Annotated in this window: 17 protein-coding genes and 1 pseudogene; 4 read left to right on the top strand and 14 right to left on the bottom strand. The window is 69.8% G+C overall.

Annotated elements, in window-relative coordinates:
• Positions 1 to 536, top strand: a 536-nt coding sequence (locus tag MO1_RS12295; RefSeq protein WP_157526433.1) for an LPXTG cell wall anchor domain-containing protein, incomplete at its 5' end; no start/stop codon positions are given.
• Between the two features lie 225 nt (positions 537 to 761).
• On the opposite strand, the gene rplI is transcribed toward MO1_RS12295, so the two are convergent.
• From rplI to MO1_RS12270, 5 genes are all read right to left on the bottom strand, one after another.
• The gene (gene rplI, locus MO1_RS12290) at positions 762 to 1,214 is read right to left on the bottom strand and encodes a 50S ribosomal protein L9 (RefSeq protein ID WP_036311301.1); all 453 of its coding nucleotides are present in this window, start codon (positions 1,212 to 1,214) and stop codon (positions 762 to 764) included.
• Between the two features lie 11 nt (positions 1,215 to 1,225).
• Positions 1,226 to 1,480 carry a 30S ribosomal protein S18 gene (gene rpsR / locus MO1_RS12285; protein ID WP_005054609.1) on the bottom strand — a complete coding sequence of 85 codons (255 nt, stop codon included), beginning with the start codon at positions 1,478 to 1,480 and terminating at the stop codon, positions 1,226 to 1,228.
• 53 nt (positions 1,481 to 1,533) lie between these two features.
• The gene (locus MO1_RS12280; protein ID WP_036311299.1) at positions 1,534 to 2,064 is read right to left on the bottom strand and encodes a single-stranded DNA-binding protein; all 531 of its coding nucleotides are present in this window, start codon (positions 2,062 to 2,064) and stop codon (positions 1,534 to 1,536) included.
• Between the two features lie 5 nt (positions 2,065 to 2,069).
• Positions 2,070 to 2,435, bottom strand: a complete 366-nt coding sequence (rpsF, locus tag MO1_RS12275) for a 30S ribosomal protein S6 (protein ID WP_255209267.1) — start codon at positions 2,433 to 2,435, stop codon at positions 2,070 to 2,072.
• A gap of 112 nt (positions 2,436 to 2,547) precedes the next feature.
• Entirely contained in the window at positions 2,548 to 3,501 is a 954-nt protein-coding gene (locus tag MO1_RS12270; RefSeq protein WP_060916170.1) for a helix-turn-helix transcriptional regulator, read from the bottom strand.
• Positions 3,502 to 3,591: 90 nt separating this feature from the next.
• Between MO1_RS12270 and MO1_RS12265 the strand changes: the two are divergent.
• A pseudogene (locus MO1_RS12265) lies at positions 3,592 to 4,052 on the top strand (VOC family protein).
• Between the two features lie 73 nt (positions 4,053 to 4,125).
• A complete protein-coding gene (locus MO1_RS12260; RefSeq protein ID WP_060916169.1) occupies positions 4,126 to 5,253 on the top strand; it encodes a hypothetical protein in 1,128 nt (375 codons plus the stop codon).
• On the opposite strand, the gene MO1_RS12255 is transcribed toward MO1_RS12260, so the two are convergent.
• The 5 genes from MO1_RS12255 to MO1_RS12235 form a co-directional block, all read right to left on the bottom strand.
• Positions 5,243 to 6,556, bottom strand: coding sequence for a DUF6716 putative glycosyltransferase (locus tag MO1_RS12255; RefSeq protein WP_152540139.1), 1,314 nt, complete (start codon positions 6,554 to 6,556; stop codon positions 5,243 to 5,245). The two genes, MO1_RS12260 and MO1_RS12255, sit on opposite strands and share 11 nt — an antisense overlap.
• A 26-nt stretch (positions 6,557 to 6,582) precedes the next feature.
• Positions 6,583 to 7,455, bottom strand: coding sequence for an N-acetylneuraminate synthase family protein (locus tag MO1_RS12250; protein ID WP_036311290.1), 873 nt, complete (start codon positions 7,453 to 7,455; stop codon positions 6,583 to 6,585).
• 105 nt (positions 7,456 to 7,560) lie between these two features.
• A complete protein-coding gene (locus MO1_RS12245; protein WP_060916168.1) occupies positions 7,561 to 8,727 on the bottom strand; it encodes an acylneuraminate cytidylyltransferase in 1,167 nt (388 codons plus the stop codon).
• On the bottom strand, positions 8,724 to 10,076 hold the full coding sequence (locus tag MO1_RS12240) for a polysialyltransferase family glycosyltransferase (protein WP_060916167.1): 1,353 nt from the start codon (positions 10,074 to 10,076) through the stop codon (positions 8,724 to 8,726). The genes MO1_RS12245 and MO1_RS12240 overlap by 4 nt, the downstream gene beginning before the upstream one ends.
• A complete protein-coding gene (locus MO1_RS12235; RefSeq protein ID WP_236081040.1) occupies positions 10,073 to 11,050 on the bottom strand; it encodes a glycosyltransferase family 2 protein in 978 nt (325 codons plus the stop codon). Before MO1_RS12235 ends, MO1_RS12240 begins: the two co-directional genes overlap by 4 nt.
• Positions 11,051 to 11,258: 208 nt before the next feature.
• Between MO1_RS12235 and MO1_RS12230 the strand changes: the two genes are divergently transcribed.
• A complete protein-coding gene (locus MO1_RS12230) occupies positions 11,259 to 11,801 on the top strand; it encodes a hypothetical protein (RefSeq protein WP_036311280.1) in 543 nt (180 codons plus the stop codon).
• A 61-nt stretch (positions 11,802 to 11,862) separates the two neighbouring features.
• On the opposite strand, the gene MO1_RS12225 is transcribed toward MO1_RS12230, so the two are convergent.
• The 4 genes from MO1_RS12225 to MO1_RS12210 form a co-directional block, all read right to left on the bottom strand.
• Positions 11,863 to 12,249: a DUF779 domain-containing protein gene (locus MO1_RS12225; protein WP_036311278.1), complete on the bottom strand. Its 387-nt coding sequence runs from the start codon at positions 12,247 to 12,249 to the stop codon at positions 11,863 to 11,865.
• 11 nt (positions 12,250 to 12,260) lie between these two features.
• Complete coding sequence (gene exaC, locus MO1_RS12220) at positions 12,261 to 13,811, bottom strand: acetaldehyde dehydrogenase ExaC (RefSeq protein ID WP_060916175.1); 1,551 nt, start codon at positions 13,809 to 13,811, stop codon at positions 12,261 to 12,263.
• A 160-nt stretch (positions 13,812 to 13,971) separates the two neighbouring features.
• Positions 13,972 to 15,282 (bottom strand): helix-turn-helix domain-containing protein, encoded by a 1,311-nt coding sequence (locus tag MO1_RS12215; RefSeq protein WP_036311276.1) that lies wholly within the window; start codon positions 15,280 to 15,282, stop codon positions 13,972 to 13,974.
• Between the two features lie 69 nt (positions 15,283 to 15,351).
• A complete protein-coding gene (locus MO1_RS12210) occupies positions 15,352 to 15,681 on the bottom strand; it encodes a winged helix-turn-helix transcriptional regulator (RefSeq protein WP_036311274.1) in 330 nt (109 codons plus the stop codon).
• Positions 15,682 to 15,706 lie beyond the last annotated feature (25 nt).

The following is a 15,706-nucleotide window of genomic DNA, read 5'->3' as shown; positions in this document are numbered from 1 at the left end:
TCGGCGGCGGCACGTCCGGCACTCCTGGCACGGGCACCACGCCCGGCGCCCCGGTCACCTCGGGTGAGAACGGGGTCGGCAGCGGTACGCAGATCCTGCTGCCGATCGACATCCCCGTCACCATCGGCGACACCGCGGTCTCCATCATCGGCGACAGCACGGTGACCGACCCCGGCACGGACCCGACCGACCCGGTCGACCCCGTGGACCCGACCGACCCGGTCGACCCGACCGACCCTGTGGACCCGACCGACCCGGTCGATCCGGTGACCCCCGGCACGGACCCCACCGACCCGACGGACCCGGGCACCAACCCGGCGAACCCGGGCACGGTCCCCGGTGACACTCCGGGCATGGGCACAGACGACCAGATCCCCGGCGCCGGCGCCGCTCCGATGGCCCCCCAGGCCAGCGCGAGCACCCCGGTCGGGACGCTGGCACAGACCGGCGGAGTCGCAGTGACGTGGCTCCCCGCGCTCGCCCTGGCGCTGCTCGCCGCCGGAGCGCTGCTCACCCTGCGCCGCCGTACCGTCTGACTCCCCCAGGAAAGGGGCGGATGCCGTGGGCCCCCACCCGCGGCATCCGCCCCACCTGTGCGCCGATGCAAGGGATTCGGCGCGACGCCCCGGCCACAGGTGAATGACCCCGGCGTGTCCCCTCGGATCCCTTGCATCCGCACACACCTCGCGGCACAAACGACGGATGCCGCGGTCCCACCCTCCGGAGAGGGGGAACCGCGGCATCCGAACCGCGCGCCAGGATTACTTGGCGGCGACCACCTGCAGGGTGATCACAGCGGTGAGGTCGTCACGCAGGCGAACGGTCGCCTCGTGCTCGCCCACGGCCTTGATCGGCGAGGTGATGTGGATCTTGCGCTTGTCGAGGTCGCCGAAACCAGCGGCCTTGACGGCGTCAGCGACGTCGCCGGTCTTGACCGAACCGAACAGACGGCCTTCAGCGCCGGCCTTGACGGTCAGCTTGACCGTGTTCGACTCGAGCGTGTTCTTGAGCGCCACAGCCTCTTCGTGGTCGTGGATCGCGCGGGACTCGCGGGCGGCGCGAATGGACGCCACCTGCTTCTCGCCACCGCGGCTCCAGGCCACTGCGAAGCCCTGGGGGATGAGGTAGTTACGGGCGTACCCGTTCTTGACCTCGATGACGTCACCGGCGCTACCGAGCCCGGTGACCTCGTTCGTGAGAATCAGCTTTGCCATGTCGGTGCTCCTTACCGGCCAGCGCCGGCGTAGGGCAGGAGCGCCATTTCGCGGGCGTTCTTGATCGCCTTCGCGATCAGACGCTGCTCCTGCACCGAGACTCCGGTGATACGACGGGCGCGGATCTTTCCACGCTCCGAGATGAACTTGCGAAGCGTTGCGACGTCCTTGTAGTCAATGACGCCGACGCGGATCGCCTTCGCGGGAGCGGCGTTCTTCGCGCCCTTCCGCGGCTTACGGCGATCGCCGGTTGCCTTTCCAGCCATGTGTCTTCCTTAAGAGATGTGGATGCCGCAGCCCGCGGCATCCGGAATTCGAATCAGAACGGGGTGTCGTCGCCGTAGCTCGTCCCGGGCGCGCTCCAGGCGTCGGGCGCCGAAGTCCCGGGCGTCGCCCAGGGCTCGTCTGCCTGCACCTGCGGACGCGACTGCTGCTGACCGCCGCCGAAGCTCCCGCCACCGCCGCCGCCACCATTGCCACCGCTGGACGCGGCGCGGGTGACCTGGGCAGTCGCGTACCGGAGCGAGGGGCCGATCTCGTCGACCTCCAGCTCGATCGCGGTGCGGTTGTTGCCTTCGCGGTCCTGGTAGGAGCGCTGCTTCAGGCGACCGGTCGCGACGACCCGCATGCCCTTGGTGAGCGAGCCTGCGACGTGCTCAGCGAACTCGCGCCAGACCGACGCGCGCATGAACAGCGCTTCGCCGTCCTTCCACTCGTTGGCTTGACGGTCGAAGCTGCGCGGCGTCGATGCGATCGTGAAGTTCGCGACGGGGAGGCCGTTCTGCGTGTACCGCAGCTCGGGGTCCGCCGTGAGGTTTCCCACGACCGTGATGATGGTCTCGCCGGCCATGAGCCTTAGGCCTTCGCAGCCTTGCGGGCGGCCTTGGCGTCGGCACGCTCCTTCTCGGCGGCGACCAGAGCGATCGCCTCTTCTGCGCGGAGAACCTTGGTGCGCATGATCTGCTCGTTCAGCTTGAGCTGACGGTCGAGCTCCTTCGTGGCGTCGCTGGTGCCGGTGAAGTTGACGACGGCGTAGATGCCCTCGTTCTTCTTCTGGATCTCGTAGGCGAGACGGCGCTTGCCCCAGACGTCGACGTTGTCAATGGTGCCACCGTCTGCGGTGATGACCTTGAGGAAACCGTCGAGCTTGGGAGCGACCTGGCGCTCGTCGATCTCGGGGTCGAGGATGACCATGAGTTCGTACTGGTGGATGTGCGTCACTAACCCACCTCCTTCGGACTAGAACGGATGCCGAGCATTTCCCGGCATCAGGAGGGTTGATGCACGTGTCCGGTGATTCCGCGCATGAGCGCAGACGGACAACCACAACAGTCTAGCGGATGGCGGTCCCTTCCACCGACGACGCGATCCGACGGCTCATCTCGGTGGCCGCGTCGACGAGCGCAGCCGGCCCGACGACGTCGAACGGCACGTCGAACCGCACAGCCCAGGCGAGCACTCCGGCCCACGACCACGAGCCGACGCGTACGAGGCAGGTGCCGTCGGCTCGCTCTTCCAGCTCGGCGTCGCCCAGCCACGGAGCGATCCGCCGGGCCGCTAGCGGCAGCGCGATCTCGCCCGTCACGGGCCAGCGGTCGCCCGCTTCGGAACCCTTGAACCGGGCCGAGAGGAACGTCCGCGCATCGCCGGTCGGAATCGCGCGCGGCGCGAACGGAACACCGCCACCCGATCGCGGGCGCAGTCTGTCGAGGCGCAGGATGCGCCAGTCCTCGGCATCCAGGTCCCAGGCGACGACGTACCAGCGGCCATCCCGCGCGACGACGGCGTGGGGCTCGGCTCGGCGAGCGGGAGCGTCCGTCTCGTCGCCGTAGTCGAAACGGAGCGTTCTGCGCTCACGGGTCGCGACGCTCACTAGTTCGAGGGCATCGACCGAGACCGGCGCGGCCGGCGCCCCGGAATCGAAGCGGATGCCGTCGAGCCGGTGCCGCAGGTGCGACGGCATGACCTGCCGCATCGTCGCGAGGGCCCGGGCCGCGGCATCCGTGATGTCGACACCGGATGCCGCCTGCAGCGCGACGGCGATCGCCACCGCCTGCTCGTCATCGAAGAGAAGGGGTGGCAGTTCGTCACCGGGCGCGAGGCGATACCCGCCGTAGGGACCCTTCGCCGCGCTGATGGCGTAGCCGAGGTCGCGCAGCCGGTCGACGTCGCGGCGGACGGTTCTGACGGTCACCCCCAACCGGTCGGCCAACTCCTGCCCTCCCCAGTCGCGGCGGGACTGCAGGACGGACAGCAGATCCAGCATCCGGTGCGACGGTGACGACATTCCTCCATCCTGCGGGAGAAGCGGACAGAAACGGTCCTGTACGACGCGAAGAGTGGTCTCAGGCAGTCAGCCCCCGACCGAAGGACGATCATGACCCTCTCCACGACAACGCACCTCAACTTCCACGGCGACGCTCGCGCCGCTCTCGAGTTCTACGGCCGGGTGTTCGACGGCACCGTCTCGACGACGACCTACGCACAGGTCGGCATGCCCGCCGAGGCCCCCGGCGCCGAGAAGGTGGTGTTCGGCATCCTCGTCGCGGCCGACGGCTTCCGCCTCATGGCGTACGACGTACCGCGCGAGACACGCGGCGCTGCGGCGGTCGCCGGGTCGACCCGCCGCGAGAACGGCGCCACGATCACCGACCGTGCGTTCTTCGTCTCGCTCCAGGGCGACACGCTCGATGAGGTCTCGGCCCGCTGGGACGCCCTCGCCGACGGCGCGACCGTCATCGAGCCGCTCGCTGCCCGCCGTGGAGCGCCGGCTTCGGCATGCTCACGGACCGCTTCGGTGTGACGTGGGTCGTCGACGTGCGAGCGGCGCAGGCCTGACAGAAACCGGCTCCCCGCGCCACCCCGCGAGGTCGATCCCTGCGCGGGGTGGCGCTTTCGATACCGTGGCCGCATGGAGTTCGACGCCCGCCCCCTCACCGATCCGGTCGATCGCGCGACCGTCGCCGCATATCGCAAGCAGCTCGCCGCGTCGGGGCGGGCGCCGGGGGGCTCGGGCGTCATCGCGATCGTCATCGGTGTCGTCGTCGCCGCGATCTTCGCGACTTTCGCGATCACCCTGGTCGGAGGCCTCGTCACCGCGATGGTGGCCGACGGCAGCAGAACCCTGGGCGCGGTCGGCTCGTTCGTCATCCTCGGCGTGATCGGTGTGGCCGCGGCGGCACTCATCGTCCGCGGCGTCCGCGGCTCGGCGGAGCGCGCGTACCGCCTCGACCACTTCGCGCGGGCGAACGGGATGACCTGGTACCCCGAGGCATCCGCCCCGCCTCTTCCGGGCATGATCTTCTCGCACGGCCACTCCCGCAAGGCGAGAGACATCCTCCGCGGCGAGAAGCCCCGGCTCGTCGAGTTCGCCAACTACCGGTACACCACAGGGTCGGGCAAGAACCAGACGACCCATCGCTGGGGCTACGTCGCCATCCGCCTCGGGACCCCGCTGCCGCACATCGTGCTCGACGCTGAGGGCAACAACGCCCTGTTCGGCTCGAATCTCCCGCAGGCGTTCGACAGGAGCCAGCGGCTGCGACTCGAGGGCGATTTCGACAAGCACTTCGCGCTCTACTGCCCCGAGGGGTACGAGCAGGACGCGCTCTACCTCTTCACGCCCGACATCATGGCGCGCTTCATCGACAACGCCGCTCAACTCGACGTCGAGATCGTCGACGACTGGCTCTTCCTCTACGCCAAACGTGACTTCTCGACCCTCGACCCGCGCACGTGGGCGTGGTTGTTCTCCGTCGTCGGCGCACTGTTCGACAAGCTCGGTCAGTGGGAACGGTGGCGCGACGACCGACTGGCGCTGACGGATGCCGCGGCCCCGGCATCCGTTCCGACGGGTGGCGTTGCGGCCCCCTTGCCCTTCACGGCACCGGTCGAGGCGCTGCGCCCGCCGCCGGGCGTCGCGCCCCGCGGGAGACGGCTGAAGGCGGGTATCCCGTGGGCGTCGATCGTCATCGTCCTGATCGTCGCGCTCGTTTTCGCCGCGCAGAGCGGGTTCTTCGGCGTGCTCTTCAATCGATGACGGTGGCGAGGACCGATCGGCGCGGACGGACGATCGGGTCCTGATACCTCGCGGTCGTGACCGTGATGTCGCTGTCGGAGTCGAACCACGACTCCGCTCCGCGCCGCCCCAGCACCTTGCGCGCCGTGAGGATCGACCAGACGAGCGGCGTGCCGACGGCGAACGCGACGGCGCCCGTGAGGGTGCGGTCCTCCGCCCCGAGGACGGCCTTGCGCTGCCACGCCTCGTGCAGCGCACCGCCGCGGGCGATCGGTACGAACCGGGGCGGCAGCGCCTCGCGGCGCCGGAGCTCGACCAGTCGCTCGACGTCCGACCACCAGGTGGACTCGCTCGGGTCGTGGAAGTAGTTGTCGGCCAGCCAGGCGGGGTGAGGATGCCGGAACCGCCGCGCGATCACATCCGCGGCATCCCCCTGCACCCCACTGCCGATGAAGACCGTGTTGAGGTGGCTCTTCGAGACACCGAAGGTGGTGAGCGCGATGACGGGGACGCCCATCGCCATCGCCTCGATGGCGGCCGTCGAGCTGACCGTGACCAGACCCTCGGCGGTCTCGAGCGCCCGCGACATCGGCTCGTGCGAGAAGACGAGGTTGTCGGGGCGGTCGCGCAGCAGGTCGGTGAGCTCGGTGCGTTCGAAGTGGGTCTCGGTCTCACCGAGCTCGGGGCGCGAGCGCAGTTTGAGCACGACGCGACGACTCGGGTCGGCGAGCGCGGCGGCGCGGAGGATCTCGGCGAGTGCCCGGCGCTCCTCCGGCTCGCGCGGCACGATCGCCTGCGCGGCGAAGACGAGGTCGGTGCCACCGGCGCTCTCGTGCGCGGGGCGGGCGAAAGGCAGCGTGGCGAGACCCAGCGGCAGCGTGATCCCGAGCCGGTCGGCCAGCTGCGTGAACGCGCGATGCTCGCGCCGCGAGTGGATCACCATCAGGTCGCAGTGCCGGCGGTAGAGCGCCGCGCCGCGCTGAGCGGGGATCGACACCCCGGGAAGCCCCGAGACGACCACGGGCCGCGGGGTGACACGGTCGATCTGACGCATCACGAGTCGCACGAACGGGCCGCGACCGCCGATGACGACAACGTCGGGGCGGTCTCGCGACAGCCACTCGGCGATGTCGTCGTGGCCGACGCGGGTGACCGCCTCGGGACGGATGCCGGTGCCCGCCAGCGCTGCGTGCTCCTGAGCGACGCTCACCACAAGGGGCGTCTGCACGAGCAGCAGGTGCGGGTCCACCGACGGCGCGGAGTCGATGAGCGCCGCCGACCACTTCACGAAGGAGTCGGCGTCGGCGATCGCGACGACGCGCATGCGTCCCGGACGGTCACCGTGCATCATCAGGCCGGAACGCGGCGCAGCTTCGCCATCGGAGCCAGCTCACCGTCGTAGATGCGCTTGACGCCGTCGCCGAGAGCCGTCTCGATGACACGGATGTCGCGGACGAGGTGCTCGAGGCCCGCGGGCTCGAGCGAAGCCGCGTGGTCCGAGCCCCACATGGTGCGGTCGAGGGTGATGTGACGCTCCACCGCGACGGCGCCGAGGGAGACGGCAGCGAGGGAGATCTGCAGACCCCGCTCGTGACCCGAGTAGCCGACGGGGATGCCGGCGTAGCGGTCGCGGAGCGACGCGATCATCTTGATGTTCGCCTCTTCCGGCTCCATCGGGTAGGTCGACGTCGCGTGCATGAGGACCGTGCGGTCGGTGCCGAGGACCTCGAGCGCGCGGTCGATCTGGTCGATCGTCGACATCCCGGTCGAGAGGATGACGGGCTTACCGGTGGCCCGCAGGGCTTCGAGGAGCTCGACGTCGGTGAGGCTCGCCGAGGCGACCTTGTGGGCGACGACACCCAGGTCCTCGAGGAAGTCCACGCTCGGGACGTCCCACGGCGAGGCGAACCAGTCGAGGCCGCGCATGGTCGCGTAGTCGCCGATCTCGACGTACTGCTCACGGTTGAACTCGACGCGGTAGCGGTACTCGAGGTAGGTCATGGTGCCCCACGGAGTGTCGCGGGGGGTGTCGCGCATGTGCACGGGGGTGGCGATCTCGGGCGTGCGCTTCTGGAACTTGACGGCGTTGGCGCCGGCGTTCGCAGCGACATCGATCAGCCGCTTGGCGAGCTCGACATCACCATTGTGGTTGAGGCCGATCTCGGCGATGACGTACACGGGGTGTCCGCCGCCGAGTACGTGGTTTCCAATGGTCACCGTCATGGCGAGTCCTTTCGTCGGTACTTCTCACAGCGTGGGTTCGGACTGTGAATGACGGATGAACCCCGGATGGCGAGGACCGGACGACTGGCTGTCGGATGCGTGCGCTCAGCGGGCGGCGAGCACGCGGTCGGCCAGTTCGCGCACTGCGCCGTCGCCGCCGTCGCGCGCCAGGACGACCCGAGCGGCAGCCAGAACGTCGGGCCGAGCGTCGGCGACGGCGACCGGCCACCCGACGAGCGCCATGGCGGCGAGGTCGTTGACGTCGTTGCCGAGGTAGGCGGTCTCGGCAAGATCGACACCGCGGTCCGCGGCCCACTGACGCAAGACGGATGCCTTGTCGTCGACTCCGTGGATCACCTCGACCTGCAGCTTCTCGGCGCGCGCCCGCACCACCGCGTTCTGCTCGGTCGACAGGATCAGCACGGGCACCCCGGCCCGCCGGAGCAGAGCGACGCCCATGCCGTCGGAGCGGCTGACCCGCACGTGCTCGGTGCCGGTGGCATCCACCCAGGCGGTGTCATCGGTGTGGACGCCGTCGAAGTCGGTCACGACGACTCTCGCGGCGAGCGGCTCGGGCGGATCGACGAGGGGGGCGAGCGCCTGCGCGGCACGGAGCTGGCCCGGGTCGTCGATCTCGATCGCGGTCGCCTCCGGTACCTCGACGATCTCGGTGCGTCCGAAGAAACGGTGTCGCGCGGCGCGGAAGCCCGCTGTCGTGAACACGTAGAAGGCGCCGGTCTCTACGAAGTGCGGGTCGCGGTCCTGTCGGCGCGGGCGATGCGCGGCGTCGTGGGCGATGGCCGCTGCCGCACCGTCGGCATCCCGTCGCCAGACGAACTCGTAGCTCTCCCGCGCAGAGAACGCACTATCGGCCCGACCGTCGCGGACAGCGGCGACGGCGTCGCGCAGCGCGTCGGAGGGGATGAACGGGCTCGTCGCCTGCAGGAACGCCGTCACTCGCGGGGCGATGCCGTCCGCGGCGAGGGTGTCGAGGGCGTGCAGCAGCGCGCTCTCGGAGCTCGCCGTGTCTCCCGAGATCTCGGTGGGCCGCTCGACCACCCGGGCACCCGCTGTCCGAGCGGCGGATGCGATGACCGCATCGTCGGTCGAGACCACGACGAGATCGATGACGCCGGACGAGAGGGCCGCGCGGACCGCGCGGGCGATGAGCGGGATGCCGCCGACGCGAGCCACGTTCTTGCCCGGCACACCCTTCGACCCGCCCCGGGCGGGAATGATGGCGATCGTCTCGACGGTGGCGGCCACGGTCATCCTCCTCGAATGGCCTTCCAGGCCCGCTTGCCTCGACGCCGCGCACCGCGGATCGCCAGTTGGATCTCGGTGATGCGGCTCGCACCGTCGCGGGGACCCAGCGCCCGGGCGAGCAACCCGGGGCGGGTACCGCCGTGGAGCCCGAGCGAACTCAGCCGCGTGTGGGCGAAGTAGCGGTGCCGCTCCCCGGCCGAGGCCACCGCCAGGAACTCCTCGGCCCGTGGACGGAGGTGCGCGGCGATGACCGGTTGCATCGCGTACCCGACGGCGTCGACGAGATGCTGCATCCGCTCGCCCTGGTACGGCGAGTCGGGCCGGGTGAGCGCGTCGATGATCGTCACCGGGATGCGGTTGCCGTTCTCGTACGGGCGCAGTCGCTGCAGCAGCAGTTCGGTTCCGACGGCGGCGATGGGCAGTCCGGTCAGCGCCTGCAGTGTGGGAAGCGCGGTCGAGAACCCCGCCACCGCTCCGACGAACGGCAGCCGCAGGGCGAGCACCTCGGCGGGCGTGCCGCCCCGGAACACCGCGAAGGCCACGCCGCGGGTGGCGGCGTGCGCGGCGAGGTCGTCGATGAGCGCAGGGGCCGCGGACGGGTGCGGCTTGAACACGATCGAACCGGGTGACCACTCGAGGGCCCGGTCGATCATCTCGCACTGCATCTGCAGCTCTTCGTCCGGTGTGATGAGTTTCAGCGCGGAGAGGTACTGCCCCAGGATCAGCGCGGGACGTTCGAGGGTGGTGAGTGCGTCGATGTCGGGATCGTCGGTGGCGTCGGCGACCTCGTCGATCACCGTACGGAGCGCCTCGGGCGCAACGGGCAGCCGTTCCGTTCCGGCGAACAGCAGCGGCTCGACGCCGGGGACCGTGTCGGCGTAGACCACGCCGACGACGCGTCCGGCGACGGTGTGCGGCCACCGGTTGCGGATGGGCGAGTACGTCATGAGGCCGTCGCCGACGATCGACACCGGCGCTCCGGTGAAGACGTCGATGAAGACGCGGGACGGCGCGACCTGCGGGCTCTGCAGGAACAGTTCGACCTCGCCGTCGCCGATCTCCCACGCTTGGCGCAGCAGGCGTTGCAGGACGGGAGCCTGGCCCGTCGTGACTCTCCAGTGCGGGGGCCGCTCCGGCGCGAGCAGCTCGTTGAGGTCGACGACGCGGTCGAAGCGGGAACGCAAGCTCGCGAGGTGTGGCGCGTCGACGATGCCGTCGCCGGCCTCCGGGATGATCGCCGCGTTCACGGCGACGAGGATGCGGCCCGACGTCGAGGCGGGGACAGCCCCGGCATCCATCGCGGCCACCGCGGTCATGAGGCCGTACGCCGAGTTGAGGACGAAGATCTGCGTCATGCGCTGCGGACCTCGCGCACGAGGCGCGCAAGGATGCGCCGTCGACGATCCGACAGTCGGGACAACGCCGGGTCGATCTGGTCGCCCGGGATGGCGCGGAGGAGATCACGGATGCCGCTGCGAAGCGCCGTGCGATCGGCCGTCGACATCGCCCGCGCCCGGAAGAGGTGGTACGCGCACACCGACATCGTGGTGGTGGCGATCTTCGGGAGGAAGCGCTCCGCCTCGTGATCGTCCTCCACCACGCGGATCGCCTCGGCGAACGCCGGAAGGAAGTCGAGCTGACGCCGGTCGAGCACCTGCGTCAGCGAGGTTGTCACCCCGCGGCGGTAGAGGATGGCCGGTGCATCGACGACCGCGAAGGTCGAGGCGCGGAGGTGCAGACGCCAGATCCAGGGCCGATCCTCCGCCGTGAACAGGCCGGGCTCGAAGTGAGCGAGCCCTTGGTCGAGGATGCGGCGGTGGAACATCCCCGCCCAGGCATAGGGGTAGTCGACCATGGTCGTCTCGTCCGCCGGGAGGATCGCGTCGCGGGGCGAGACCACACGGCCGCGCCAGGCGTGCGGCGCCTTCATGAGACGACGGCGGCCGTCCGTGTCGGTGACGTGATCGGTGCGCACGAAGTCGCATTCCAATCGGCGCATCGAGTCGACGAGGCTCTCCAGGCGCTCGGGGTGCATCCAGTCGTCGCCGTCGACGAAGCAGAAGAACTCCGTGTCGACGTGCGCGAGGCCCTGGTTGCGCGCGGCGGCGAGACCGACCGGTTGCGGGTTGGAGATGATCTCGACGTGCGGCATCTCACGGGCGAAGTGCTGCACCTGCGCACGCGTGTCGTCGGTCGACCCGTCGTCGATGACGACGAGGCGCAGACGCCCCGGATCCTGGAACTGCCGTCCGAGCGTCGTGACGGTCGTGCCGATGTAGGGGCCCGCGTCTTTCGCCGGAAGGATGACGGTCACGATCGGAGAGGACACGCCGTGATCCAAACAAGCGGGCGTGTCCGGAAGGTGGCGCGAGGGTGAACGGACGCTGTCGGTGCACAGCGGCCGCACCGGAGTAGCACAGTGGGCCGGTCGGGGTCCACGACTCTGGACATCGGCGCTCTCTCGGCTATCGTGATCGTTCGTCGGGGGGCGCGTGTCCTGGTGCTTCCCGCACGTCGCTCACCAAGGAGACCCACACATGTCACGCACCTCGACCATCTCGGCCGGTTTCGCCGTCGCGACCCTGGCACTTTTCGCTCTGACCGGCTGTGGCTCGGCCGAGTCCGGCACGACGACGACGCCGGCTCCGGTCAGTTCCGCGCCCGCCGAGCAGTCCCCGTCCGCCGAGGCCGAGGCACCCGCCGGCGACCAGAGCACCGCCGACGCCTGCAACATCCTGCAGTCCGACCTGGCCTCGCTCAGCACCGAGATCAACAGTGCCAGCGGTGAGCTGTCCGAGTCGGTCCAGTCGGGCGACACGAAGGCCGCTCGCGAGACCTTCACCAAGATCGGCACGACGATCGACGGCATCTCCGGCAAGATCACCAACCCCGAGGTCTCCGCTGCATTCGAGTCCTACTCCACCGCGTGGAGCGACTTCGAGAAGGTCTTCGTCGAGCTGAGCGACGCCATCGACTCGAAGGACCAGGCCGGCATCCAGGCTGCGGCCGGTGGCCTGAACGACGGCATCACGGCGTTCACTGACGCCGCAGGCGAGATCTCCAAGGTCTGCGCACCCTGACCTCACCCGCACACGAACGCGCCCCTCGTCCACCGGACGGGGGGCGCGTTCGTGTGCGGGGTCAGGCGAGTCCGAAGGCGACGAGCTCGTCGGCGGTGAGCATGCGCGAACGGATGAGGAACCGCATCCCGGTCGGTCCTTCGACCGAGAACCCCGCCCCCCTGCCCGGGACCACGTCGATCGTGAGGTGCGTGTACTTCCAGTACTCGAACTGGGATGCCGACATGTACACCTCGATCGGATCGTCGAGGCCCGCGTCGATGTCGCCCAGCTTCACGTCGCCCGGTCCGATCAGGAACATACCGACGGGAAAGCACATGGGAGAGCTGCCGTCGCAGCATCCCCCCGACTGATGGAACATCAGCGGGCCGTACTGCGCGGTCAGGGTGCGCAGCAGAGCCGCCGCCTCGTCGGAGACGGCGACCCTGCTGTAGGTGGTGTCGGTCATGGGATGTCGGTTCAGAAGAAGCCCATCGCGCCCTCGGCGTAGGACACGAGCAGGTTCTTCGTCTGCTGGTAGTGGTCGAGCATCTTGAGGTGGTTCTCACGTCCGATTCCGGACTGCTTGTACCCGCCGAACGCCGCGTGAGCGGGGTACTGGTGGTACGTGTTCGTCCAGACGCGGCCCGCCTCGATGGCACGTCCCGCTCGGTACGCGGTGGTGCCGGAGCGGCTCCAGACACCTGCGCCGAGCCCGTACAGCGTGTCGTTGGCGATGGAGATGGCGTCGTCGAAGTCGTCGAAGCTCGTGACCGACAGGACCGGGCCGAAGATCTCCTCCTGGAAGATCCGCATGTCGTTCGTCCCCTCGAACACCGTCGGAGCGACGTAGTACCCGCCGCTCAGATCGCCGCCCAGGTCGACGCGCTCCCCGCCGGTGAGGAGCTTCGCGCCGCCCTGCTTGCCGATGTCGATGTAGCTGAGGATCTTCTCGAGCTGATCGTTGGATGCCTGGGCGCCGATCATCGTGGCCGGGTCGAGCGGGTTGCCCTGCACGACCTTGCCGACGCGCTCGAGACCGTCCGAGAGGAACGAGTCGTAGATCGAACGCTGGATGAGCGACCGGGACGGGCATGTGCAGACCTCGCCCTGGTTGAGAGCGAACATCGTGAAGCCCTCGAGCGCCTTGTCGTAGTAGGCGTCGTCGGTGCGGCTGGCGACGTCCTCGAAGAACAGGTTCGGGCTCTTGCCGCCGAGTTCGAGGGTGACGGGGATGAGGTTCTGCGAGGCGTACTGCATGATCAGGCGGCCGGTCGTCGTCTCACCGGTGAAGGCGATCTTGCGGATGCGCTTGTGCGAGGCGAGTGGGGCGCCGGCTTCGATGCCGAACCCGTTGACGATGTTCACGACTCCCGCGGGCAGCAGGTCGCCGATGATCTCGAAGAGGAACAGGATGGATGCCGGAGTCTGCTCAGCCGGCTTCAACACGACGCAGTTGCCCGCCGCCAGCGCGGGCGCGAGCTTCCACGTGGCCATGAGAATGGGGAAGTTCCAGGGGATGATCTGGCCCACCACTCCGAGCGGCTCGTGGAAGTGGTACGCCACGGTGTCTTCATCGAGTTGGCTGAGGGTGCCCTCCTGGGCACGCAGTACGCCCGCGAAATAGCGGAAGTGATCGGCCGCGAGCGGGATGTCGGCGGCCAGGGTCTCACGGACCGGCTTGCCGTTCTCCCACGTCTCGGCGACGGCGATCTTCTCGAGGTTCTGCTCGATGCGGTCCGCGATCTTGTTGAGGATGACGGCACGCTCGGCGGGCGTGGTCTTACGCCACGACGCGAACGCTTGCCAGGCGACCTCGACGGCGCGGTCGATGTCCTCGACAGTGCCGCGGCCGACCTCGCAGAACGGCTTACCGGTGACGGGGGTGATGTTCTCGAAGTACTGCCCCTTGACGGGCTCGACGAACTCCCCGCCGATGTAGTGGCCGTACCGCGCGCGGTATTCCGCCACGGCTCCTCGCTGGCCGGGTGCGGCGTAGGCGCTCGAGACGCCCTCTTCGACGATGGTCATGCTGTCTCCTTCGACGGACATGGATGCGGCGTCCTCGCCGCAGTCGGCATGCCCGGCACGCTACGCCGCCCGACGTTGCATCGGGTTGCGCCCCGGCATCCCCTCGCCCCCTGTCACAACACGCCGCGCCGCCCCGCCGATGGCGACAGCGGAAGCCGGGTCAGGCGCCGAGCGCCTCGATGCGGGCGACGAGTCCTGCCCGGCGCGGGGAGCGAGCGGGGAGCATCGCCAGGCACAGGCGCAGCACCTCGGCATCCTCCGCGCCCTCGGCTGTGTCGGCGTAGGCGAGCAGGACGTCGACGCCGGCTTCGGCCAGGAGCGTCTCGCGGAGAGCGGCCCGCACGGAGGCCCGCAGTTCCTCGACTCCCGGCGCGACCGATTCGGGCAGCACCGCTCCGGGGTAGGCGGCGAGTGCGACGCGGTGCGCTCCCCGACCGAGCAGCGAGACGACGTGCTGCACATCGGTTTCGAGGTCGGCGGGCAGCCGGTACGGCCGCGACAGCGGCACGAGGTGCGGCGCGCGCTTCTCGAGGATCTTCCGCAGCCGCACCATCTCGGGCCGGAGCGTCTCGACAGCCGCCTCCCCGTAGACGAGCGCGGCGAGCGCCTCCGCCGACAGGCCTTCCCGGTGGGTCGCCAGCATGAGCAGGATCTCGGCGTGCCTCGCGCTGAGCTCGACGACGGATGCCGCGGCATCCCCCGACGTCTCGAGCAGGGCGCGGTCGCGTCCGAGCACGCGCAGAGCCGCGTGCGAGTGCGCCGGCCGACGGGCTGCTCGCCTCGGCGCCGCGGCACGCGAGCGCAGCCGACCGACGAGCAGCTCGCTCTCGACCGCGCGCGCCGTGGCATCGACGAGCAGCTGCGCCTGCGGGGTCACGGCCTCCGACCCGCCGGTCACGTCGATGACGCCGAGCAGCCGTCGGGTCTCGGGGTCGTGGACGGGCGCAGCGGTGCACGACCACGGCTGTACGAATCGGTTGAAGTGCTCGGCCTGCCGAATCTGCACGGCGCGATCGAGAGCGAGGGCGGTGCCGGGTGCTGAGGTGCCGACGGATGCCTCGGCCCAGTCCGCGCCCGCGACGAAGCCCATGTCGCCCGTCAGGGTGCGGATGCCGCGATCTCCCTCGACCCAGAGGAGGCGGCCCGAGGCATCCCCGACCGCGACGACCACCCCGGAGTCCTCGGCCGATCCAGGGAGCAACAGGGATCGCACCATCTCCATCACTGGGGCCAGCGGGTGCGCGCGACGGTAGGCCTCGAGCTCGTCGGCCGTCATGTCGAGTCGGGGAAGCCCTTCGGCGGCGGCGGACGAGGCCAGCGACCGACGCCACGACTCGCGCACGAGCGGGCGGACGTCCGCCAACCGGGGATCCCCGGCGTTGCCGGCGAGCAACTCCTCGTGCGCACGCTCGATGAGCAGGCGCGAGGTGGCGGGTGCGACCTCGGTCCGGACGGACCACGGCGACGTCATGAGGCTCCGATCAGCGTCGAAGGAGCGGTGCCGGTCAGTCTAGGTCGGCCTGCCGGAGAGCGACAGGGCTCAACGCCGGAGGAGGTTGCCCTCTGCCCACTCGCCGAGCTGGTTCAGGATCGGCACGAGACGGCACCCGGCCTCGGTGAGCGCGTACGTGACGGCGACCGGCGGCCCCGGTGCGACCTGACGCGCGATGAGGCCGGCGTCGGAGAGTTCGGTGAGCCGGTCGGAGAGGACGGCGTCGCTGATGCCCGAGACGGCACGGCGCACTCCTGAGAACGAGAGCTCCCCTTCGCCGAGAACGTCGAGGATCATGCCGTTCCAGCGTTTGCCGAGGACCGAGAACGCGTGCGAGACCGCGGCATCGCACTGTCGCGCGTCGTGATCATCGGCCATGCCTCCATCGTAGGCGTGCTAGCGT

This window comes from Microbacterium oleivorans NBRC 103075 (assembly GCF_001552475.1).
Lineage (GTDB): Bacteria > Actinomycetota > Actinomycetes > Actinomycetales > Microbacteriaceae > Microbacterium > Microbacterium oleivorans.
This window is presented reverse-complemented; position numbering and strand designations above follow the sequence as displayed.

Coding starts and splice junctions, on each gene's coding strand:
- MO1_RS12210 (WP_036311274.1), bottom strand. CDS start 15,681: ATGGCCGATGATCACGACGCGCGACAGTGCGATGCCGCGGTCTCGCAC.
- MO1_RS12260 (WP_060916169.1), top strand. CDS start 4,126: ATGGAGTTCGACGCCCGCCCCCTCACCGATCCGGTCGATCGCGCGACC.
- MO1_RS12270 (WP_060916170.1), bottom strand. CDS start 3,501: ATGTCGTCACCGTCGCACCGGATGCTGGATCTGCTGTCCGTCCTGCAG.
- MO1_RS12240 (WP_060916167.1), bottom strand. CDS start 10,076: ATGACGCAGATCTTCGTCCTCAACTCGGCGTACGGCCTCATGACCGCG.
- MO1_RS12245 (WP_060916168.1), bottom strand. CDS start 8,727: ATGACCGTGGCCGCCACCGTCGAGACGATCGCCATCATTCCCGCCCGG.
- rpsR (WP_005054609.1), bottom strand. CDS start 1,480: ATGGCTGGAAAGGCAACCGGCGATCGCCGTAAGCCGCGGAAGGGCGCG.
- exaC (WP_060916175.1), bottom strand. CDS start 13,811: ATGACCATCGTCGAAGAGGGCGTCTCGAGCGCCTACGCCGCACCCGGC.
- MO1_RS12255 (WP_152540139.1), bottom strand. CDS start 6,556: ATGCGCGTCGTCGCGATCGCCGACGCCGACTCCTTCGTGAAGTGGTCG.
- MO1_RS12230 (WP_036311280.1), top strand. CDS start 11,259: ATGTCACGCACCTCGACCATCTCGGCCGGTTTCGCCGTCGCGACCCTG.
- MO1_RS12250 (WP_036311290.1), bottom strand. CDS start 7,455: ATGACGGTGACCATTGGAAACCACGTACTCGGCGGCGGACACCCCGTG.
- rplI (WP_036311301.1), bottom strand. CDS start 1,214: ATGGCAAAGCTGATTCTCACGAACGAGGTCACCGGGCTCGGTAGCGCC.
- MO1_RS12225 (WP_036311278.1), bottom strand. CDS start 12,249: ATGACCGACACCACCTACAGCAGGGTCGCCGTCTCCGACGAGGCGGCG.
- MO1_RS12215 (WP_036311276.1), bottom strand. CDS start 15,282: ATGACGTCGCCGTGGTCCGTCCGGACCGAGGTCGCACCCGCCACCTCG.
- MO1_RS12280 (WP_036311299.1), bottom strand. CDS start 2,064: ATGGCCGGCGAGACCATCATCACGGTCGTGGGAAACCTCACGGCGGAC.